Here is a 22,055-nt window from a genome sequence, read left to right as displayed (position 1 = left end):
CGCCGTCACTGTTCCTCACCGCCTTCATCGCCTGCTTCGCATCGCAAAAGATGAACGTGTTCCTCGCGATCGTGCTGTCGTTGCTGCTGACCATCTTTTCGGTCGGGGTCTTCAGCTACGGGCTCGGCCTGCCGTTTGAGCGCTTCGGCCCCTGGGTCCGGTTCTAGGAGACGATGATGGATCTTTTCAGCAATCTCGCGCTCGGCTTTGCAACAGCCGGCACTCCGGAAAACCTGCTCTTCTGCCTGATCGGCGTGCTGCTCGGCACGCTGATCGGTGTGCTGCCCGGGATCGGCGCCACGGCGACGATCGCCATGCTTTTGCCGATCACCTTCCAGCTTGAACCGGTTTCCTCGCTGATCATGCTCGCCGGCATCTATTACGGCGCGCAGTACGGCGGCTCGACGACGGCGATCCTGATCAACATGCCGGGCGAATCCTCCTCGGCCGTGACCGCGATCGACGGCTACCAGATGGCCCGCAAGGGCAGGGCCGGCGCAGCGCTTGCGATCGCGGCTCTGGGTTCGTTCTTTGCCGGCACGGTCTCGACCTTTCTCGTCGCGATCTTCGCACCGCCGCTGACCGCAATCGCGCTGCAGTTCGGCTCGGCGGAATATTTCTCGCTGATGATCGTCGGCCTCGTCTCCTCGATCGCACTCGCGCATGGCTCAGTCGTCAAGGCGCTGGCCATGGTGGCGCTCGGGCTGCTGCTTGGCCTCGTCGGCACCGACATCTACACCGGCACGCCACGCTTCACGCTCGGCATCCGTGAATATGCGGACGGGCTGAACTTCGTGGCGCTTGCCGTCGGCGTGTTCGGCGTGGCGGAAATCCTCCGCAACCTCGAAGGCGAGTCGACACGCACGGTGCTGATGGCCAAGGTCACCGGCCTTTTGCCGTCCCGCCAGGAATTCAAGGAGATGATTGCGCCGGTCATTCGCGGTACGGCAATCGGTTCGGCGCTCGGCATCCTGCCAGGTGGTGGCGCCATTCTCGCGGCGTTCGCCTCCTATACGGTGGAAAAGCGGATGTCGAAGACGCCGGAGGAATTCGGCAAAGGCGCGGTCGCCGGCGTTGCGGGACCGGAATCGGCAAACAATGCCGGCGCGCAGACTTCGTTCATTCCGCTCTTGACGCTCGGCATTCCGGCCAATCCCGTCATGGCGCTGATGGTCGGGGCGATGATCATCCAGGGCATCGTGCCCGGTCCGAACGTTGCCACCGAGCAGCCGGCGCTGTTCTGGGGTATCATCGCCTCGATGTGGATCGGCAACCTGATGCTGGTCATCCTCAACCTGCCGCTGATCGGGCTCTGGGTGAAGCTCTTGACCGTGCCTTACTACGTGCTCTTCCCCATCATCATGGCCTTCTGCTCGATCGGGGTCTACAGCGTCAACGCCAACGTCTACGATCTCTACGCCGTCGCCTTCTTCGGGCTCATCGGCTATGTGCTGGCGAAGCTTCGCTGTGAGCCGGCGCCGCTTCTGCTCGGCTTCGTGCTCGGGCCATTGCTCGAAGAAAACCTCCGGCGCGCCATGATCCTGTCGCGCGGCGATCCCACCACCTTCGTCACACGGCCGATCAGCGCCATTCTTCTGGCCATTGCGGTCGCCGTCCTCATTGTCGTCTTCCTGCCGAGCGTCAAGAAGAAGCGTGAGGAGGTGTTCCAGGAAGAGGATTGAGAACAAATTCGCCCTACCGCAACGGGATTGGAATACTGACGTGGTTGCATTGCTCCAGTCGTTGCCCCAGACTCTCTTGATCATCGTCAATAGCCGCAAATACTGCGAGTCTGCCGAGTACTCGGTGTTGTTTCAGTGGCCTTGACCGCGCTTACTCAAGGAAGGTTATGTTGTTTGCATCCCTTGATCGTGGTCAGCGCCTCGCGATCCTCAATGCGTCACTCCGCAATTGGGAATTATTGCGCAGCGATTGGCGGTACCCTTTGGCTCTTCCATCTCTGCGAAGAATGTCGACGCATCGCCGAAATGGTTCAGCGAACACTACTTCGAGATCCTTCGCGACCTCCTGACCCGTTGCCGGTCCGTTATCCATCCAAGCGCCCCGCTCGGCTGCTCGGCGTGACGCTTCATCGCTTAAAATGATAAAATCGTCGATGATCAGCCACAGTTCCAGCTTGATCTTGAATTGCGACGGGTACTTGCGACGTCATTGAGCGCAATTGGCTGATATGGATGTCCCCAAGCGCTCCCTGAGAATGAAGTTCGCAGGAGCACTGCGGGCATTCGTAGCCAGCGCTCAGTCGAAAAATACGTCTTGGTCTTCACCTGCGAACTTGAAGTCGCCTTAAGACCAAGAACAAAATTAAAGATATTTGCGCTGCCTGCTTCGCGCGTGAAGCTGAGATAGGAGCCGAATCGTTCGTATTCGACATTTCGAAGGTTTTGGATCGAGGCGAGAGTATCCTCGAAATCACGCCAGCACGCCTGCTTCACGATGATCTCGAAAATGCGCAGGACGGCCGGGGCGAGACGTCCCTGAGCGTCGGTCGTCGGCCCAATGATCTTGGCGCGGATCTCAAGGATATCGCCCATTTCATCTCCACGAACCTTAACGAAGGTTGAGCTGAGGGGACGCACCTCGTCCCGTTCGTAGATGCGCTGAAAATAACATTCATAGCTGCGATTGCGCATCGATGCGGCTTTCCATTCGCTCATCTCGATGCCGGCCTCTCGAAGAGCACCGCAAATATTCGGCCCCGAGACGCGCCACATCCGCAGAAACTGACTTGCCAATTCCAGCTTCGGGACCTCGATCAGCTGCAGTGATATCGACATCGGCGGCAGGGGAGAAGGAGCTTCCGGATCAGGGCGGGCGGCTATGCGAGATGACCGGGCAGCCTTATTGAGAGCTCGGTTTTCAAAGACCCCGACTGGATCTTCGAGCTGGTGGACCTCACGATAAAAAACGACGATGCCTGCAAGAAGCAAAATTGATATCAAAAGCCCCGCCCAAAGCAGAGACCGGCGGTTGCTCGGCAATCGGAAATTCCGGTTCCGAAGTGGGCTGTCGCGAGGAGGATCGACTGCTGATAGCACTTTATCCATGGCGCGACCTCACAAGCAAAATAGGAGCGGCGAGTTCGAACTCAATCAACCTCGATCCTATTTGCGACCCACCGGCATCGGTCGGCGCTTCGACCAATCAGCCCTGCTGGCGACTCCTTCTAAGGTGAGCGACGGATGTGAAAACGGTACAGTCGGTCCGACTCACCTTCGATACTGTAAGTGTGAAGTTGCGTTTGTCGAGCGTCAAGCGGCAACCCCAGTGAACGGCGTTCGCCCTCTAAAATTGGTGCGGAAGAGCGCACGGGCGGCCGACAACTGCACTGGTCCAGCATTGTGATCCAGCCCGTCAAGGAAGTGCTCGCCCGATCGACTATTTTCCGTCCGTTTTTCCCGTTTGTTTCGTGGCTGCCTTCAGCGCGCCTTGCTGCAAATCGGCCTCGTCGGCAAGAATGGCGGCGGCCTCGTCGAGCAGGACGTCTTTTGCGTTCTTGCGGGCATTCTCGATGGCAATATCAGCGCTCAGGCTGCGCTCGCCTGCCTCCAGGCCGTCATCTCCAAGATCCTCGCCACCGCTTGCTTGCGCTCGATCCTTGAACCGTTTCTCGCGCGCCGTCGCTTCTTTGCGACGTTCGGCTTCATTGAGGGAAACAATTCCTTTTTCCCGCTGCGCCTTGAGGTCGGCAATGTCTTTTATCAGGCGTTGGAAGTCCGGATCGCTCTCAATCCGCGCATCATGGCGGCTTTGCAATGTCGGCAGCAACGTCGTGACAGTGTCGGCGGCCGTGTACTTCGCAGGTTTGATCTGAGCCCACGGCAGGGCATTGTCATAACTGGTCTCGCCGAAGCTCGTCGGATCGGAAAGTCCTGGCAAGCCGATATCGGGCGTTACGCCGTGCAGCTGTGTCGTCCCGCCGTTGACCCGGAAAAACTGGGCAATCGTCACCTTCAGCTCCCCTAACTCGGGTTTGCTGTTGCGGACGATCTGGTCAAGATCGACGACGGTCTGAACGGTGCCCTTCCCGAAACTGGGTTCGCCGACGATCACGCCTCGACCGTAATCCTGGATTGCCGCGGCAAAAATCTCAGAAGCCGACGCCGACCCGCGATTGATCAGGACACCCATCGGGCCTGCCCAGACAGGCGCTGCAAGCTCCGAGCTCCTCACGTCGACCTTGCCATCGCTGCCGCGCTGCTGAACCACCGGGCCATTGCCGATGAACAGACCGGTCAAATCAATTGCCTCGTCCAATGAACCGCCGCCATTGTTGCGCAGGTCGATGAGAACGCTGTCGACTTTTTCTTCCTTCAACTCGTCGAGAAGCTTGGCGACATCGCGGCTTGCGCTTTTGTAATCCTGGTCTCCTTTGCGCTTGGCTTCAAAATCCTCATAGAATACCGGCAGCGTGATGATCCCGATTTTACGCGTGGCGTCGCCCACTTTTACGGACAGCACAGTCTTCCTGGCAGCCTGCTTATCGAGACTGATTTTATCGCGCACCAGGCTGATGACGCGATGCGTGCCATCAGCTCCGGCATCTGCCGGCAGGATGTCCAGCCGCACGACGGAGCCCTTTTTCCCGCGTATCATCTGCACGACTTCATCAAGGCGCGTGCCCACCACTTCTTTGATAGCCCCATCCTTGCCTTGACCAACGCCGGTAATGCGGTCTCCGACCGCGAGCTTGCCGGACAGTTGCGCCGGCCCGCCAGGCACGAGCTCACGAATCGTCGTGTAGTCGTCGCGTTCCTGCAGCACTGCACCGATACCAAACAGCGAAAGCTTCATCGAGACATTGAAGTCGGCTGAAGCGGCCGCACCGAAATAGTCCGTGTGCGGATCGATCGACGTTGAATAGGCATCCATGAACGACTGGAAAACGTCGTCGCTTTTAAACTTGTAAGCGCGTTCGAGTATGTTTTCATAACGTTTGTCGAGTGTTTCGCGAATGGCCGCGTCGTTTTTGCCGCCGAGTTTCAACCGCAACCAGTCGCTCTTGACGCGCTTGCGCCAAAGCTCATTGCTCTCGGCTTCAGACTGCGACCATGGCGCTTTATCGCGCAGCACCGAATAATTTTCCTGCGCACTGAAATCGAAGTCCTGCTTCAGCAGGCTGCGTGCATAGTTCATGCGGTCGACAACGCGCTGTTCATAGGCGTTGAAAATCGCAAACGGTATCTTCAAGTCCTTCCGTTCTATCGCATCGTCGATCTCGCTGCGATCGGACATGAACTTGTCGATGTCCGCTTGCAGGAAGAGCATGCGGTCCGGATCAAGTGACTTGATGAACTGATCCATGATCCTGGCCGACAAGGCGTCGTCGAGTGGAACGGGCTTGTAGCTATACCGCGAAAGAAATTGTGCGCTCAACTCGGCGGCTTGCGCCTGTCGCTTTAGAGGCGCCAGAGCAGGCGGTGATGCAACTTCAGCATATGCGGACTGTGCAATTGCAAGAAATGCACCAAGGAAAAAGTAGGCTATGCGCATTCAGCGTTGTCCAATTCTTAATGCCGAGTGTCGATGTGCGATCTATGTGACGCAATCATGGTTTTTTGGCAACCAAATGGCAAACGACATGGTTTGCAAAGCTGCGGACATATCCGGCGCCTAGTTGGGGTCTCCGCAGCCGGCGCTCAATCCGCCTGCACGTCTTGCCAGGAATCGAATGTCGCAGCCTGACCGCGACGGCACCCGCTGCGGTCGACAAGATCCCAAACGATGGCTTTTTCGATATAGAAACGCCGCCCTGACTTGGCGATGCGAAGTCCGCGGTAGTCGGCGATAAAGCCGTTGGCCGCCACGGCATTCAACAACCTCTCGCGTTCGGCGCGATCGGGCGCCTCCGCCGAAAGACGCGATGGCAAAGTGACGAACTCGTCCCATGAATATTCAAAGCAGGCTTGGGCAGCGCGGTTGGCGTAGATGAAGCGCGGATCGGCGTCGGTGTTGTGGGCAAGAACAACTGCCGGCGACTGGTCGTAGAGCCATTCAGCACCCTCGCCTTCCGGCGTCAGGCTGCGTCTCACGCTTCGTTCGAAACTTTCCGCCATCAATGCGTAAAATTCGAGATCGTAAGACAAGTCGAGACCGGCGTTATAGTTGGCAATCATGCTGCGCATCCTGGATAGCGGCGAGAAATGGCGAAAGTGATGTTCTCGCTTGAAAGGCTAGCTCCAAATGCGACGCGGTCAAGCTGGACGACCGGACTTCAGGCGTCATCCTGGAGGTAGCGTTCCGCGAGCCTTGCCCACATGGCTGCGCCAACCATCAGGCTGGCATCGGCGAAATCATATTTGGCGCTATGCAGGATGGCGGAATTCATGCCATTGCCGAGACGCAGGAAGCTGCCCGGCTTGTGCTCGAGAAAGTGCGAGAAATCCTCGCTGCCGGGAATGAGCGGGCAGGTCGCGACCTTGTCTTCGCCGATCAGTTCCATCGCGACGATCCGGGCAAAATCCGTCTCGGCAGGCGAATTGACGACGACAGGATTGCCGCGATCGTAGTCGATCTCGATGGAAGCATTGTGCCCTTCTGCCACCGAGCGGGCGAGCTTGGTGATGCGCTGCTGTAGGAGGTCGCGAATGCCAGGCTCGAAGGAGCGCACGCTCAGTGCGAGCTTGGCATGCTCAGGAATGACGTTGACTGCATCGCCGGCATGGATCGTGCCGACGGTGATGACCGCCGTCTGGGTCGGATCGAGGTTGCGCGAGATGATAGTCTGCAGCGAGACGACGAGGTTGCACGCCACGACCACGGGATCGACGGTCAGGTGCGGCCGCGAGGCATGGCCGCCTTTGCCCTTGATGGTAATCTCGACGGTATCAGACGCCGCCATCATCGGACCGGATCGCAGCAGGATGGTGCCTTCGGGAGCGCCGGGGTGGTTATGGAGGCCAAAGATGGCATCGAACGGAAACCGCTCGAACAGGCCGTCGGCGATCATTGCCTGGGCGCCGCTATTCTTGCTCGCCTCTTCCGCTGGCTGGAAGATTAGCGTCACCGTGCCGTTGAAGCGGCGGGTGCGAGCGAGATATTCGGCGGCGCCGAGCAGCACGGTCGTGTGGCCGTCATGGCCGCAGGCATGCATCTTGCCGGGCGTGCCGCTGGCATAGGCAAGTCCGGTTTCCTCGACGATCGGCAGTGCATCCATGTCGGCGCGGATGGCGATGCCCTTGATGCCCTTGCCGGCGCTGAGGCGGGCGACAACGCCATGGCCGCCGACATCGCGGGTCACGTCATAACCCCAGCCCTCCAGCTTTTCCGCAACGTAACGCGCCGTTTCCGCTTCTTCAAAGGAGAGTTCCGGATGGGCATGCAGATACTGGCGGGTCGCCTTCAGCTCCGCCTCCATGGCTTCGAAATCGGAAACGCGGGCATAGGCATTGTCGAGCGTGGGCATGAAAACATCCAGTCTTGATCGAAAAGGGCGATTGCTCCGGCCCGAGGGTCGAAGCAGAAGCTGATATCAGTTAGAGAAAACGGGCGAGAAAAGCCTGGGTCCGGGGATGTTGCGGATTGCCGATGACATCCTCGGGCTTGCCCATCTCGACGACATTGCCGCCGTCCATGAACACCACCCGATCGGCCGCCTCGCGGGCGAAGCCGATCTCATGGGTAACGACGATCATCGTCAGGCCCTGTTTGGCGAGATCGCGCATGGTGGAGAGAACTTCGCCGACCAGCTCCGGGTCAAGCGCCGAGGTAGGCTCATCGAACAGCATCAGCTTCGGCTTGATCGCAAGCGCGCGGGCGATGGCGACGCGCTGCTGCTGACCGCCGGAGAGCTGACGGGGATAGCTCCCGGCCTTTTCCGACAGACCCACTCGCTCCAAAAGCCGCAGGGCGTTCTCGGTCGCGGCCTTGCGGCTTTCGCCGTGCACGCCGACCGGGGCCTCAACGATGTTCTGCAGGACCGTCATATGCGGATAGAGATTGAACTGCTGGAACACCATGCCGATCTTGCGCCGCTGGCTGGCGATCCTGTTGCTGGACAGCTTTTCCAGCCGGTCTTTGCGAAGGCGGTAGCCGATCTGTTCGCCATCGACTTCGATGAACCCTTTATTGATGGCCTCAAGATGGTTGATGCAGCGCAGGAAGGTCGACTTTCCCGACCCGGACGGGCCAAGCACCACGACGACTTCCCCCGGCATGACGTCGAGGTCGATCCCCTTCAGCACTTCGAGCTGGTCGAAGGACTTGTGGACGTTGCGGGCTCTGACGAGAGGTTTTGCAATTTCGGCAGCGGTCAATGGCTTGCCTCCTCGACAAGGGTCTCGGATTTGGCGGCAGCGGCATTGTTGCGCCGTTCGCTGCGGCCGTAATAGGCCTCGATATAGCTCTGGCCGAGATTGAGGATGGAAGTAATGAAGAGGTACCAGAGGACCGCGACCAGCAGCATCGGCACGATCTCGAAGGTGCGATTGTAGATCGACTGGACGGAATAGAGCAGATCGGCCATGGCGATGACGCTGACGAGTGACGTTGCCTTGATCATGCTGATCAGCTGGTTGCCCGTCGGCGGCACGATCGAGCGCATCGCCTGCGGAATGATGATCCGCCACAGCGCTCTCGCCTTGGTCATGCCGAAGGCTTCCGCCGTCTCGAACTGGCCGCGATCGACCGAGAGCAGGCCGCCGCGAATGATTTCGGCCATGTAGGCCGCTTCGTTCAAGGCAAGGCCGACGATTGCCGCCGTCATCGGCGTGATCACCGAATTGGTCTCCCAGCTGGCGAGCGTCGGGCCGAACGGAATAGCGATCGAAAGCTCGGGAAAAAGGGTCGAGAGATTGTACCAGAAGATCAGCTGCACCAGGAGCGGCGTGCCGCGAAAGAACCAGATGAACAGCGACGCCAGCGACCGAGCGAGCCGGTCATTCGACAGCCTGGCGATCGCCAGTCCGAGGCCGAGAACGATGCCGATGGCCATCGCGACCACCGTCAGGCCCAGGCTGACGTAAAGGCCATTGATAACAGTCGGATCGAAGAAATAAGCCGCGACGACAGGCCAGCCGAAATTCTCGTTATGGGCGACGATCCATAGGAAGTTGGCGGCAATCAGGAGCACGACCACCCACAGGACGAGCCGGCCCGTTTGAAAAGGCTTGTGGGCGTGGGCAACATCCCGGAAGTCCGCACCGCCCAAAGGCGGTGCGGCAGTCGTGCGGTCATTGCTCATTTCGGCAGGGCTCCACCAAGATTGAGGCCGGGCTGCTTGATCATGTTGTTCTCAAGACCCCATTTCTTCATGATGGCGGCATAGGCGCCGTTATCCATCAACGCCTTGATCGAGTCGAGCAGAACGGGGCCGAGCGGCGAGCCCTTCGGCACGACGGCGCCCTGATAGAGATCCTCAAACCCGTTTTTCTGGCCGACGCCGCTCAATTCCAGCTGGCCGTTTGCCTGAGACACGAAATAGGTCAGCGGCGCCTGCGAAGAGAAGAAGGCATCGGCGCGTTTGGAGCGGACCGCCAGGATCGAGCTCGGCTGATCGGTGTAGGACTGCACTTCGGGCGCGGGCTTGCCCGCCGCCTTGCACTTTTCGACCTGGGCCTGGATTACCTTTTCGGCGGAGCCGCCGGCCATAACGGCAATGCGATTGCCGCAGGCGCTGTCGAGCGAGGTGATGGCCTTCGGATTGCCCTTCTGGACGGAGAAGACCACGTATTCCTGAACCCAGTCGACGAAATCATTGGCCTCTTCACGGGTCTTGAAGTCGCCGATCGGGCCGAAGGCGAACTGGTATCGGCCGGAATTGATGCCGGCGAGCAACGCGCTCAACCCGCTGACGGTTTCGTGCTCGATCTCGACGCCGAGCATCTGGCCGATCGCATCGGTCAGGTCAGCGCTGGCGCCGGTCAGTTTCGTACCGGTGACGATCTCATAGGGAGGAAAGGAACCGTTGTTGACGGAGATCATCTTGCCGTCCGTGCGGATCTTCTCCGGCAGGCGGGCGCGAAGAGCCTCGTTGACGGTCTGCTTTGGTACGGCCGCCTCCTGGGCGAAGACCGACGTCGTCATCATCAGACCCAGCAGGGCGGCGGAAGCGATCAGTTTCGAATGCATGTCATTCCCCTTTTTTGGTTTTGCGAAAATGGTAATTCAACGTTGAGGCCTGTGATGAGTTTCATTGGCCTTGCTCACTGGGCCTTGGCGTGCCACGGAAACAGCTCGGCGGGCGTCAAAAGGCGCGGCATGATCTTCTGTTCGTAGAGTTCCTCGGCAAAGTCGGCGATCATTGCCTCGTTCTCGGCAAGCCCGCTGGCCCTCCAGGTCGGCGGCAGATCAGCCGCGCAGCGGCGCAGTTCGTCGATCATCCAGGGCGTGGTGTCGGCGTATTTCTCGCGCTTTTCCAGCCAGAGACGCTGGGACTCGTCGATCACCTCGCTGAGTTCATCCATGATCCAGGGATGCTCCTTGACGATATCAGCCTTGAAGCCGATCAGATGCATGCCTGGGACATAGCCAACCTCATTGAGGTAAGCGACTTCGGCGGCGCGGAAATCATCCAGCACCTGGCGGAGCGGCGATTCTTGGTCGAAGAAACCTTTCGGCATGAAAGGCGTAAACACGGCGTCGAGCCCGCCATCCAGCAAAAGATCGACCATCGGACGCTCGCCGGGAGCAGGTTCGATGCGGCCAGGCCGTCCAAAACCGTCGAGCCGGTCGACGATCGGATGGGCCTGGGTCAGGCGCCCGGCATACCACATGGCATCCTCGACGCCGACGCCTTCCCGGCGCAACGCGGCACGGGTCCAGGTATTTCCGGAATCTCGCCAGCCGGTCACGCCGATGTTCTTGCCGGCCAGATCGGAGAGCTTGCGGATCGGACTATCCTTGGCGGTGATGATGCAGCGATGGCGGAAGCCGCGCATGATGAAGTTCGGCATGCCCAGAACCCGATCATCGCCGTCATGGCGCATCTGCGAATAGCGGCTGAAGGACATTTCCGCGGCGTCATGCGCTGCGTCATCGGCGAGGCTCGAGACCAGCGTGCCCACACGATCCACTTTGATATCGAGACGGGAAGAACTGACATCACCGAGCACAAGCGGTGTCATGTAATCCCAGTCCCTAAGGGCGATGCGAAGCGTCACAGGCATGCAAAAACTCACAAAATTGCTCGACGGGTGGCAAATTAAATGTTCAAAATAGAGAGTACAAATGTTATTACGTTATTGAACATTTAAAGTGAGGGAAAAATGGGCGACGCGGTCGAAGCCTCCTGGTTTGCCGAAAAAATAGCCGACCGCAGCATCAGGGGAATCGCTCTCGAAACGAGCGCGTTGATCCGTGCCGGTATCCTGCCCGTTGGGACACGCCTGCCGGCGATCCGCGATATCGCTTACGAATTGCATGTCAGCCCGGCAACGATCTCCGAAGCCTGGAGCGAATTGCGGCGGCAGAAGATCATCAGCGGGCGGGGGCGCAACGGCACCTGGGTCAGCGGCGACCGCTTCGTCGCCAAGCCGGAACGTCTCGCCAGCTCGGGAAACTATAGGGCAGGTGTGCTCGACCTTACCTTAGCCGGGCCGGATGCAGCACTTCTTCCGCACCTCGCCGAAGCAATGGCCTATGGTGCGTCCGTCGATGACCTCAACAGCTATGAGCGCAGCCGGATCGTCCCTGAGTTGAAGGACGCCGTTTCAGAGCGATGGCCTTACGCGGCGGAAGCCTTTCTGGCGACCAATGGCGGTTACAACGCCGTCTATACTATATTGCATGCGTTGGTTTCCTCGGGCTCGGCGGTCGCGATCGAACATCCGACCGCCATGCGACTGCTCGATATTCTGGAAGATCTCGGCGTCAAAATCATCCCTGTCGCCTGCGACGGCGAAGGCCCCCTGCCGGAGTCGCTGCGCGAAGCATTGCAGCAACGTCCGGCGGCTTTTCTGTTCCAGCCGCGGCTGCATTCCGTGACCGGCGTTACGGTCAGTTCATCCCGCCTCGATCAGCTTGGAGATGTGCTGGAAGACAGCGATACGCTTGTTATTGAGGATGACGGCGTCGGCGACGTGTCGGCGGCACCTCCGCAGTCGCTCGGGGGCCGATTTGCGGAGCGGACGATCCATATCCTGTCACTCTCGAAAAGCCTCGGCCCGGATCTGCGTCTCGCGGTTCTGTCGAGTTCCGCGCCGATCGTCGACCAGATCCAGTCTTACCGTTCCTTCAGCGCCGGCTGGACCAGCCGTATCCTGCAAGGGGCCGCCGCCTGGCTATTGCGCGATCCGGAAACCTGGCAGCTTATCGGCGAGGCGCGCGAGATCTATCAGCAGAGGCGCGATGCTCTTGCAGATGCGCTTAGCGAACGGGGAATACCGATACCGCCAGGCCAGGGCCTGTGCCTCTGGGTGCCCGTCGTCTCCGAACCATTCGCGATGGTGACGCTCGCCGCACGCAATATCGCTGTCAACCCGGGCAACAAATTCTCCGTCTTGCCCAGCAATCATATTCGAGTGGCGACCAGCACGCTTAGCGATCGCTGCGAGGAAGCCGCCGATGCGATCGCTCTGGCTCATGCGCCGTGAAGGTAGGGGCCTGCACCTCGCGTACTACTTTCCCTCAAGCCATTCCTGCAGCTCTGCCTCCGCCCGCTCGAGAGCACTGTAGTTCAGGAGTTTGCGCATGAAAGCGACCGTGACGGCGCGGGCGCGCAGATTGAAGCGGCCGTCCTCGTGGTCGTCACCGGCGCTCTGGTAGACGTCGAGCTTGTCGTATAGCTGCTGCAGGCGGTTCTGCACGCTGCGCAGCGACAGGCCCCGGCGTTTGGCGATGGCCCGGTCGGTGAGGCCGAGCGCGATATCGACGAGGATCTCGTATTCGGAATCGGTGAAGCCGTTCGTCTGGCCGAGGCTCTTCTGCTGCAGGCCCCGTACCTCGCGGTCGATGACGCACTGGCTCTCGATGAAGATCGAGCGTAGCGCAAGCTTCAGCCGCTCGTCGGAGGCGGATTTCAGCACATAGCCATAAGCGGCGCCATCCGGCACGATGCGGGAGACGCCGCGCACATAGGCCTCATCCGAGTAATTCGACCAGAACAGGATGCGGGTCTCCGGCCGCTCTTTCCAGATGGTGCGCGCCGCCTCGATGCCGTTGCGGTTCGCCATCTGCAGGTCCATGACGATATGCGCCGACTTGTGGTCGCGGGCGAGCTTCTCGCCGACGGTTCCGTTCTCCGCCTCGATCACCGTGTCGCATTCCGGCAGGGCCGCGTTGACCGCCTCGTGCAGATAGGACCGGTGCAGCGGGTCGTCCTCGACGATCAGAACCTTCATGGTGCCCTTCTCCTCAGTTTGGCCCGCTTGGCGGGTCGTGCGGTGCGAGCGGTAGCACGACGCGCACCACAGTCCCGCGATTGTTGTGGCCGGGCCCGGTCGTGAAGCGCGCCGAAATCAGCCGCGCACGGGTCTTCATATTGTCGATGCCGCCGCCGATCCGGCCCCGCGCCTTGGCGAGCCCGGTCCCGTCGTCGGAGATTTCGATTGACAACCGATCGTCATCGGCCTCGAGCCGCACCATGACTGCCAAGGGAGCGGCATGGCGCACCGCATTGTTGATCGCCTCCTGCGCGATCCGGAACAGCGCGACGCTGACGGTGGGTTCCAGTCGCTCCAGCGCGCCGTGCGTCTCGTCGACAAGGCCCCATTCGATCCCCGATCCCGTGTCGCGGGTCGATCGGTCCAGATGATGCTCGATCGCCTGGGCGAGGCCGAAGAGCTGGAGCACGGAGGGTTTTGCCTGTTCGATGATCTGCCGCAGATCCTGCATGCAATGCTGCAGGGAACGGGAGATCGGCTCCAACGTCTCGGGCGCCATTTCGCCGTTGCGCGACAGCCGATCGATCCGGCGGGCGAGCCGCGTCAGGTCGGCGAGCGTCTGGTCGTGCAGGTCCATGCCGATGCGCTGGCGTTCCTGCTCCAGCGCTTCGGTAAGTTTCAGCGCACCTTGCCGCAAGCCCTCCTCGCGGGCGCGGGCCTCTGCCTCGACGATCGCCGAGCGTTGCGCCTGCTCGGCTGCCTGCAGCGCGAAGAAATACGGCGTCAGCAGGTCGGCAATGATGCGGGCGCGTTCGATATCCTCCATCGTATAGACGCCCGCCCTGTGCGACGAACAGGAAAGCGCTGCGATGATCGTGCCCTGCACCTTCATGGGCACATGCAAGCGGCTTCTCAGCGACTGTTCGACGATCGGCCGCTTGAATGCGCCCTCGAAGTGGAAACGCGGATCGGTCATGGCGTCGTCCGCCAGCAGAAAATCCACCTCGCCCCAGAGCAGCGAGCGGATGGGGCTGTTGACAACAGGCGCGCCGGCAAGGCCGCCCCAGGCAGTCTCGATGCCCGTCTCATAAGCGGTGTGGTAGTTGCCGCCCTCAAGCAGCACGCAGACATCGAGATGGTCGTGCGGGATGATATGGGCGACCTCGGCCGCGACGGAACGGATAGCCGAGCGGAAGTCGAGTTGGCCCGCGAGCAGCCGGGAAATGCCGAGATAATGGTCGAACATGGCTGCGGGTACGAGATGCAGCATCGTCAGTTCCTCCCCGAGACGGCGCCGGGCTCCTCAACCCGCCGCGACTCCTTTCCAGTAAGCGCCTGCGGGAGCGCCGCCGTCTTGCATAAACCCGCAGCTTGTTGCGCAAAACCCGCAAACGGATTGCCGCCTTGCCCCTGTACAGGCCGATCGATCTCCCGCATCCTGCCCTTACTGAGAGGAGGAAGCTCAGTGCAAGAACAATTTTCACTCGAACCCAGTTGGGCTGGCAGGAGTGAAGCGATCCGCCGACAGGCGCGATCATCAGGGAGGAAGACATGACAATCAGCAAGATGCTTCTGGCATCGGCCGCTATCGCATGCGCCGCGATGCCCGTTTCCGCCTTTGCCGACACGTCGGCCAAGAAAATCGCCCTTTCCAACAATTATGCCGGCAACTCGTGGCGCCAGGCCATGCTGACGAGCTGGGGCAAGGTGACAGGCGAAGCCGTGAAGGCCGGCACCGTTGCCGCAGCCGACCCTTTCACCACTGCCGAGAACCAGGCGACGGAACAGGCGGCGCAGATCCAGAACATGATCCTGCAGGGTTATGACGCCATCGTGCTGAACGCCGCCTCGCCGACGGCGCTGAACGGCGCGGTCAAGGAGGCCTGCGACGCCGGCATCACCGTCGTTTCCTTTGACGGCATCGTGACCGAACCCTGCGCTTGGCGCATCGCCGTGAACTTCAAGGAAATGGGCCGCAGTGAGGTCGAGTACCTGTCGAAGAAAATTCCGGACGGCGGCAACCTGCTCGAGATCCGCGGCCTTGCCGGTGTCTTCGTCGACGACGAGATCTCGGCTGGCATCCACGAGGGTGTCAAGCAGTTCCCGCAGTTCAAGGTCGTTGGCTCCGTGCACGGCGACTGGGCGCAGGACGTGGCGCAGAAGGCTGTTGCCGGCATCCTGCCGAGCCTGCCCGACATCGCCGGCGTGGTAACGCAGGGTGGTGACGGTTATGGCGCCGCACAGGCGATTGCCGCGACCGACCGGAAGATGCCGATCATTATCATGGGCAACCGCGAAGACGAACTGAAGTGGTGGAAGGAGCAGAAGGACGCGAAGGGTTACGAGACCATGTCCGTCTCCATCGCGCCCGGCGTCTCCACGCTCGCTTTCTGGGTGGCCCAGCAGATCCTCGACGGCAAGGAAGTCAAGAAGGACCTCGTCGTGCCCTTCCTGCGCATTGACCAGGACAATCTCGAAACCAACCTCGCCAATACCCAGGCCGGCGGCGTCGCCAACGTGGAATACTCGCAGGCAGACGCAATCAAGGTCATCGAGTCGGCAAAGTAAATCTCCCGGCAACTGCCGCGCGGCCGCAAATGGCCGCGCGGGATTCTTTATGAAGCGGGCATGGCGGGCAGCATGGATGACGTTTTGAAGGCGGTGATCGCCGTCGATGGCGCCAAGATGAGCTTCGGCGCGGTTAGGGCACTCGATGGCGTGACCCTCTGCGTCATACCGGGCGAATGCGTCGGGCTTGTCGGCCACAATGGAGCCGGCAAGTCCACCATCGTCAGCGTGATCAACGGCGGTCTCACACCGCACGAAGGAAGTGTGGCGAGCGACGGCGAACGGCTGGAGCGCTATGGCATCAATGCCGCGCGTGCCCGCGGCGTGCGCTGCGTCTTCCAGGAGCTTTCGCTCTGCCCCAACCTTTCGATCGTCGAGAACACGCGCATCATGCATCGCCATCTCGGTGGCTTCGGCTGGCGGCGGCGCGCCGCAAAAATCATCGAGACGAGCCTCGACGCCGTCTTTCCCGGCCACGGCATCGACAGCAGCCGGGCCGTGGGAGATCTTTCGATCGCCGAGCGGCAGATGGTCGAGATCGCCATGGCCTTTTCCGACGCCGGCATTGCGCCGCGGCTGGTGATCCTCGACGAACCGACCTCGTCGCTCGATGCAAGCCTTGCCCGGCAGATGCTCGATCATGTCCGCCGCTTCATCGCCATGGGCGGGTCCGTCATCTTCATCTCGCATATTCTGCACGAGATCCTCGAAACCGCCGACCGCATCATCGTCATGAAGGACGGCCGCGTCGTCGCCGAGCGCCCGGCGCATGGCTTCGACCATCACGGCCTCGTCGAAGCCATGGGCACCGTTGCGAAGGAGGAGACCAAGCAGCGCTCGGCGCGCGAACAATCCACCGCTCCGCTCATTCTGTCCCATCAGGCGAAGGGCCTTTCCTTTGCGGCCCGCAAGGGCGAGATCATCGGATTGGCGGGTTTGGCGGGCCATGGGCAGACCGAACTCCTGCTCGCCCTGCATGCCGCCCAGTCCGGCAACTGGCTGCCTGAGCGCGATCCGCTCGTCACCTTCGTCGCCGGCGACCGCCGCCTCAACGGTGTCTTCGAGCTGTGGAGCATCCTGCGCAACTTCTCCATCGCCTCGCTCGGTGACCTCTCCCGGCGCGGGCTGATCCTCGCAGGGGCAGAGGAGACGAAGGGCGCCGACTGGAAGCGGCGGATCGAGATCCGCACGCCCGATATGGACAACCGCATCCTGTCGCTTTCCGGCGGCAACCAGCAGAAGGTGCTCTTTGCCCGGGCGCTTGCGACGCGCGCGCCGATCGTGCTGATGGACGACCCGATGCGCGGCGTCGACGTCGGCACCAAGCAGGAGGTCTATACGATCATTCGCGAGGAGGCGGCGCGCGGCCGCACCTTCATCTGGTACTCGACGGAGATGGACGAGGTCCGCCTTTGCGACCGCGTCTACGTCTTTCGCGAAGGCCGTATCACGACCGAACTCGTCGGTAATGCCGTCAACGAGACGAATATCATTGCCGCCTCCTTCGAAGGGGTCGCCGCATGACGTTCCGGCTGTCGTCCGACGCCATGCGTCTTGCCATTCCTGCCCTGTCGCTGACGTTGCTGCTCGCCGCCGTCTTCTGGCTGCAGCCGCGCGCCATGAGCTATGTCGGCCTCAACCTGTTGTTCAACCTGGCTGTGCCGATCGCGCTTGCGACGATCGCCCAGATGATCGTGATGGCGGTGAACGATCTCGATCTCTCGATGGGGGCCTTCGTCAGCTTCGTCGCCTGCGTCACCGCGACCTTTCTGCGTGATGCCCCGGTGACCGGCGTCCTGATCCTTGCCGGCGCGATCGCAACCTATGCGGCGCTCGGCGTCGTCATCTATCTGCGTAACCTGCCGTCCATTGTCGTGACCCTCGGCATGAGCTTCGTCTGGGGCGGCCTTGCCGTGCTGCTGCTGCCGGCACCGGGTGGGCAGGCGCCGGACTGGGTGCGCTGGCTGATGACCGTCAAGCCGCCGCTGGCGCCGATGGCGATTGTCGCCAGCATCGTCATCGCCTTGGTCGCCCATCTTCTCGTCATGCGGTCGTCGCTCGGCGTGCTGATGCGCGGCATCGGCGGTAACCAGCGCTCGGTCGAGCGTGCCGGCTGGTCGATTGTCGGCGCGCGCGCTGCCGCCTATGGTCTTGCCGGCCTCTTCGCGGTGCTCGCCGGCATTGCCCTCGTCGGCCTGACAACCTCGGCCGATGCCAATATCGCGCTACGCTACACGCTGCTGTCAATCGCCGGCGTGATCCTTGGCGGCGGCGAGTTCATCGGCGGCCGCGTCTCCCCGATCGGCGCCGTCATCGGCGCGCTGACGCTGACGCTCGCCGGTTCGTTCCTGTCCTTCCTGCGGATCTCGCCGGACTGGCAGATCGGGGCTCAGGGCGCAATCCTGATCATCGTGCTCGCACTCCGTCTGATGCTGAACCGCATGGAGAAGCGGGAGAAACGCCGATGACCCCGCTCCTTCGCCTATTCGGCAAACCCTGGATCTGGTCGTGGCTTGCCGCCTTTATCGTCTGGTTCCTGACGATCATGGTGACGCTCGGCGCCAGCACGCTTGGCCTGTCGCAGGCAGCCCTCACCTTCGCAGCCTTTTCGGTCATCGTCGGCATCGGCCAGATGTTCGTCATCACGCTCGGCCCCGGCAACATCGATCTCTCGGTTCCCGCCACCATGACGCTTGCCGGCACGGTGGCGCTGAAGCTGATGAATGTCGAAAACGGCATGATCCTGCCCGGCCTTCTCGTTGCCATCGTCATCGGCCTTGTCGTCGGCCTCGGCAATTATGCGCTCATCAAGGCGCTGCGCATTCCGCCGATCATCGCCACGCTGTCCATGAGCTTCATCGTGCAGTCCGCGGCGATCTGGACGAACCGGGGCTTGCGCATCAAGCCGCCGAGCGTGCTGGCGGAATTCACCACGTCGAACACGCTCGGCGTGCCGAATGTGGCGATCGCAGCACTCCTCGTCTCGCTCCTCGCCTGGTTCCTGCTCGAGAGGACGATCTACGGGCGCTGGATCTCGGCGATCGGCCAGAGCATGCCGGCAGCCCGCATGGCCGGCATACCGGTCGACGGCACGCGTTTCGTCACCTACCTCTTCTGCGCCGTTCTCGCATCGGTCGCAGGCTATCTGCTCGCCTGCTTCTCGGGCGGTGCGGCGCTCAACATGGGCTCGGAATATCTGCTGATGTCGATCGCCGTCGTCGTGATCGGCGGCACGGCAGTCGCCGGCGGCGATTCCAACGTGCCGGGCATCTGGGGCGCATCGCTCTTCATGTTCCTTGTCGTCTCCATGCTCAACACCTACGGGGTCGGCGCGGGCATCCGCCTGATCATGACCGGCCTCATCATCATCAGCGTCATCATGCTCGCCGGCGGTCGCCGGGCCGGCATGCGATAATTGGGAAGACCGCCATGGCCGAGGCCAGCATCTACGAAATCCATGATCCGCGCTTCCGGCAGATGATCGTAACGAGCGCCGGCCTCGACGAACTCTATTCCGGCTGCCGCTGGGCGGAGGGTCCCGTCTGGTTCAACGACGCGAACCAACTGCTCTGGAGCGACATTCCCAACCAGCGCATGCTGCGTTGGACGCCCGAGAGCGGCGTCTCCGTCTATCGGCAACCGTCCAACTTCACCAATGGCCATACGCGCGACCGGCAGGGACGGCTGATCTCCTGCGAACATGGAACGCGCAGCGTCACCCGCACCGAGGTCGACGGCTCGATCATCGTGCTCGCCGACCGTTTCGAAGGCGCCAGGCTCAATTCGCCGAACGACGTGGTGGTGAAATCAGACGGCACGATCTGGTTCACCGATCCCACCTACGGCATCATGTCGGACTACGAAGGTTTTCGCGCCGAGCCGGAGCAGCAGACCCGCAACGTCTACCGGCTCGATCCGACGACCGGCGCGCTTGCGGCCGTCGTCACGGATTTCATCCAGCCGAACGGCCTCGCCTTCTCGCCCGACGAGACAATCCTCTATGTGGCGGATTCGGCCGCAAGCCACGACGAGAGCCTGCCGCGTCACATCCGCGCTTTCGACGTGATCGACGGCATCAGGCTGGCAAACAGCCGCGTCTTCTGCCTGATCGACAACGGCATCCCGGACGGCATCCGCACCGACGTCAACGGGAACCTCTGGTCAAGTGCCGCCGACGGCGTGCATTGCTTCGACCCGACGGGCAAGCTGATCGGCAAGATCCGCGTACCGCAGACCGTCGCCAACCTCACCTTCGGCGGCCCCCAACGCAACCGGCTGTTTATTGCGGCGACGCGGTCGGTTTATTCGGTCTATGTCGCGGTGAGTGGGGCTCAGGTGCCGTGAGGTTGGTCGCCTTGAACCAATACAAACCGTTGCTACAAAATGCTCGGCGGCCCACGTATGCTGGCCGCCGAGCTCCACATAAATCTCTTCATCATATAGGCTGATTGAACCCTCCGCTCGAGTCCGTAAGACCATGCATTTCCCGGATCAGATCGGCCGCCCGCTCTCCGATGACAACACAAGGCGCCATCGTGTTGCCGGTGGTGATGCGAGGCATGATCGAGGAGTCTGCGATGCGAAGGCCAGCGATACCGTACACTTTGAGCTCGTTATCGACCACCGACATGCTGTCGCGTCCCATCTTGGCTGTGCAGGATTGATGCCAGTAGGTGACCGCCGAACGCCGGATAAAGTCGATCATCCCTGATCGGTTGCGCGCGCCCGGAGCAGTCTCGGCCGTTACCAACGGCTTGAAAGCGTGGCTATTTCCCAATCCCCGGCATAGCTCCACCGCGGCCAGGGCAGCAGCCATGTCTTCTGGTTCGCTCAACGAATTGGGTTCGATGAGGATAGGGTCACTTGCGTTGGGGCCGGAGAGCCGAAGCCAACCACGGCTTTTCGGCTGGGCGAGACCGTTAAACATCGTCCACCCATGTTGCGGCGTTTCGAGGCCCGTCTCGATCGGTGACGGCACAGCGAACTCCAACTGGCACTGAAGAATGTCCGGCTGCGCAAGACGCGAGTTGCTTTTCCAGTAGAGTTTTGCTTCGCAGCCGCTACCACCGACGGCTTCTGGTTTTCGATATGCCCAGGTGCACCCGAATGCGAGATGATCCTGATGATTGCGCCCAACGCCCGGTAAGTGTTGAACCACGGGAATGCCGTGGGCTTGCAGCTCATCTTCTGGACCTATGCCCGACTGCATCAACACTTTCGGAGTGTTGATCGCGCCTAGCGACAGTACCGTTTCGCAACGCGCAGTGAATTGACGCAACTGATCATCGACGAGAACCTCGACCCCCGTCACACGCTTGCCATCGAAGATGAGGCGCGTGACCAGTGCGTCGGTCAGCACAGTCAGGTTTGGGCGCGACATGAGCGGGCTGACATAGGATCCAAAGACAGACTCCCGCTTGCCATCCCGGATCCGCAGTTCAGCGATAGATGCGCCGCCCGGGGCCTCCATCATTTCACCATTCGGGCTATCGTAGACGGGAATACCGATAGTGGATGCCGCACTCAACAAGGCCTCTGCGATCGGTTGGGGCGCCTGCGGCTGCGCTACGTAGGCCGGTCCGCCCATGCCTCGACGCGTTGGGTCCGGAGCGCCCTGCCAATCTTCGATCCGGCGATAGTAGCCGAGGATAGACTGATAGCCCCACGCGTCATCGCCGGCTTCAGCGGCAAAGTGGTCCCAATCTCCCTTGTGCCCCCTGGCCCACACCATGACATTGATGCTCGAACCGCCGCCGAGCCCCTTGCCCATGCTGAGAGGAAGACGTCGGCCGTCCAGGCCAGGTGCCGGTTGTCCGACAAAACCCCAGTCCCGGATCGAGCCGAGATTGAGCGGCCACTGCGCAGGGTTTGTAACGGTCTCGGCCGCATCGTCACCGCCTGCCTCGAGCAGTAGGACGCTTGCATTTCCATCCTCTGCCAGTCGCGCGGCAACGACGGAGCCGCTGGACCCGGCGCCGCAGACGATGAAGTCGAAAACACCACCGACCTCGTTCTGAGGAATGGGCGGATTTTCGGGTGCATTTTGGTCATGACTATTCAGCTTCACGTGACTACCTCCGTGAATGGATTCAAAACAATAGCGAATTTGCTGGGGATTCCGGGGGCGAATGCGGGCAATGGATCCCAGTCCGAGATCGTGCGGCCTTCCATGTGCTCGCTTCGGCCCGACCTCGCTCGGTTCGACAG

18 protein-coding genes and 1 pseudogene are annotated in these 22,055 nt (G+C 61.2%); 8 read left to right on the top strand and 11 right to left on the bottom strand.

The window, feature by feature from the left end; genetic code table 11:
* Together HX898_RS30405 and HX898_RS30400 are read left to right on the top strand one after the other, a co-directional pair.
* Positions 1 to 167 (top strand): annotated as a pseudogene (locus tag HX898_RS30405) (tripartite tricarboxylate transporter TctB family protein); the annotation flags it as partial.
* Between the two features lie 9 nt (positions 168 to 176).
* Positions 177 to 1,682, top strand: a complete 1,506-nt coding sequence (locus HX898_RS30400) for a tripartite tricarboxylate transporter permease (RefSeq protein WP_180196586.1) — start codon at positions 177 to 179, stop codon at positions 1,680 to 1,682.
* Between the two features lie 438 nt (positions 1,683 to 2,120).
* Here the strand turns inward: HX898_RS30400 and HX898_RS30395 are convergent, their stop codons facing one another.
* From HX898_RS30395 to HX898_RS30360, 8 genes are all read right to left on the bottom strand, one after another.
* Entirely contained in the window at positions 2,121 to 3,002 is an 882-nt protein-coding gene (locus HX898_RS30395) for a DUF6030 family protein (RefSeq protein WP_180196585.1), read from the bottom strand.
* A gap of 397 nt (positions 3,003 to 3,399) precedes the next feature.
* A complete protein-coding gene (locus HX898_RS30390; RefSeq protein ID WP_138330700.1) occupies positions 3,400 to 5,514 on the bottom strand; it encodes a carboxy terminal-processing peptidase in 2,115 nt (704 codons plus the stop codon).
* Between the two features lie 146 nt (positions 5,515 to 5,660).
* Entirely contained in the window at positions 5,661 to 6,137 is a 477-nt protein-coding gene (locus tag HX898_RS30385; protein WP_173883654.1) for an MEKHLA domain-containing protein, read from the bottom strand.
* A gap of 98 nt (positions 6,138 to 6,235) precedes the next feature.
* Positions 6,236 to 7,426 carry a M20 aminoacylase family protein gene (locus HX898_RS30380; RefSeq protein WP_180196581.1) on the bottom strand — a complete coding sequence of 397 codons (1,191 nt, stop codon included), beginning with the start codon at positions 7,424 to 7,426 and terminating at the stop codon, positions 6,236 to 6,238.
* Positions 7,427 to 7,496: 70 nt separating this feature from the next.
* Positions 7,497 to 8,276, bottom strand: a complete 780-nt coding sequence (locus HX898_RS30375; protein ID WP_138330703.1) for an amino acid ABC transporter ATP-binding protein — start codon at positions 8,274 to 8,276, stop codon at positions 7,497 to 7,499.
* Positions 8,273 to 9,202 (bottom strand): amino acid ABC transporter permease, encoded by a 930-nt coding sequence (locus HX898_RS30370; RefSeq protein ID WP_180196580.1) that lies wholly within the window; start codon positions 9,200 to 9,202, stop codon positions 8,273 to 8,275. The genes HX898_RS30375 and HX898_RS30370 overlap by 4 nt, the downstream gene beginning before the upstream one ends.
* Complete coding sequence (locus HX898_RS30365) at positions 9,199 to 10,089, bottom strand: ABC transporter substrate-binding protein (protein WP_138330705.1); 891 nt, start codon at positions 10,087 to 10,089, stop codon at positions 9,199 to 9,201. The genes HX898_RS30370 and HX898_RS30365 overlap by 4 nt, the downstream gene beginning before the upstream one ends.
* A gap of 74 nt (positions 10,090 to 10,163) precedes the next feature.
* Positions 10,164 to 11,126, bottom strand: coding sequence for a nitrate ABC transporter substrate-binding protein (locus HX898_RS30360; RefSeq protein WP_180196579.1), 963 nt, complete (start codon positions 11,124 to 11,126; stop codon positions 10,164 to 10,166).
* 99 nt (positions 11,127 to 11,225) lie between these two features.
* On the opposite strand from HX898_RS30360, the gene HX898_RS30355 reads away from it, so the two are divergent.
* A complete protein-coding gene (locus tag HX898_RS30355; RefSeq protein WP_180196578.1) occupies positions 11,226 to 12,551 on the top strand; it encodes a PLP-dependent aminotransferase family protein in 1,326 nt (441 codons plus the stop codon).
* A gap of 24 nt (positions 12,552 to 12,575) precedes the next feature.
* Here the strand turns inward: HX898_RS30355 and HX898_RS30350 are convergent, their stop codons facing one another.
* Positions 12,576 to 13,298 carry a response regulator transcription factor gene (locus HX898_RS30350; RefSeq protein WP_138390313.1) on the bottom strand — a complete coding sequence of 241 codons (723 nt, stop codon included), beginning with the start codon at positions 13,296 to 13,298 and terminating at the stop codon, positions 12,576 to 12,578.
* A gap of 13 nt (positions 13,299 to 13,311) precedes the next feature.
* A complete protein-coding gene (locus HX898_RS30345) occupies positions 13,312 to 14,550 on the bottom strand; it encodes a sensor histidine kinase (RefSeq protein ID WP_138330709.1) in 1,239 nt (412 codons plus the stop codon).
* A gap of 281 nt (positions 14,551 to 14,831) precedes the next feature.
* Here HX898_RS30345 and HX898_RS30340 point away from each other — a divergent pair, with 281 nt between their 5' ends.
* From HX898_RS30340 to HX898_RS30320, 5 genes are all read left to right on the top strand, one after another.
* A complete protein-coding gene (locus HX898_RS30340; protein WP_138330710.1) occupies positions 14,832 to 15,848 on the top strand; it encodes an ABC transporter substrate-binding protein in 1,017 nt (338 codons plus the stop codon).
* 72 nt (positions 15,849 to 15,920) lie between these two features.
* On the top strand, positions 15,921 to 17,372 hold the full coding sequence (locus tag HX898_RS30335; protein ID WP_180196577.1) for a sugar ABC transporter ATP-binding protein: 1,452 nt from the start codon (positions 15,921 to 15,923) through the stop codon (positions 17,370 to 17,372).
* Positions 17,369 to 18,316, top strand: coding sequence for an ABC transporter permease (locus HX898_RS30330; RefSeq protein ID WP_138330712.1), 948 nt, complete (start codon positions 17,369 to 17,371; stop codon positions 18,314 to 18,316). The genes HX898_RS30335 and HX898_RS30330 overlap by 4 nt, the downstream gene beginning before the upstream one ends.
* Positions 18,313 to 19,263 carry an ABC transporter permease gene (locus HX898_RS30325; RefSeq protein WP_180196576.1) on the top strand — a complete coding sequence of 317 codons (951 nt, stop codon included), beginning with the start codon at positions 18,313 to 18,315 and terminating at the stop codon, positions 19,261 to 19,263. Before HX898_RS30330 ends, HX898_RS30325 begins: the two co-directional genes overlap by 4 nt.
* 14 nt (positions 19,264 to 19,277) lie before the next feature.
* Positions 19,278 to 20,192, top strand: a complete 915-nt coding sequence (locus HX898_RS30320) for an SMP-30/gluconolactonase/LRE family protein (RefSeq protein ID WP_138330714.1) — start codon at positions 19,278 to 19,280, stop codon at positions 20,190 to 20,192.
* Positions 20,193 to 20,283: 91 nt separating this feature from the next.
* On the opposite strand, the gene HX898_RS30315 is transcribed toward HX898_RS30320, so the two are convergent.
* Entirely contained in the window at positions 20,284 to 21,915 is a 1,632-nt protein-coding gene (locus HX898_RS30315; RefSeq protein ID WP_138390317.1) for a GMC family oxidoreductase, read from the bottom strand.
* Between the last annotated feature and the right edge of the window lie 140 nt (positions 21,916 to 22,055).

The sequence above is a fragment of the Rhizobium sp. WYCCWR 11128 genome, from assembly GCF_013416305.1.
GTDB classification, from domain to species: domain Bacteria; phylum Pseudomonadota; class Alphaproteobacteria; order Rhizobiales; family Rhizobiaceae; genus Rhizobium; species Rhizobium indicum.
The sequence above is the reverse complement of the archived record's forward strand: the minus strand, read 5'-3'. Positions and strand labels throughout refer to the sequence as shown.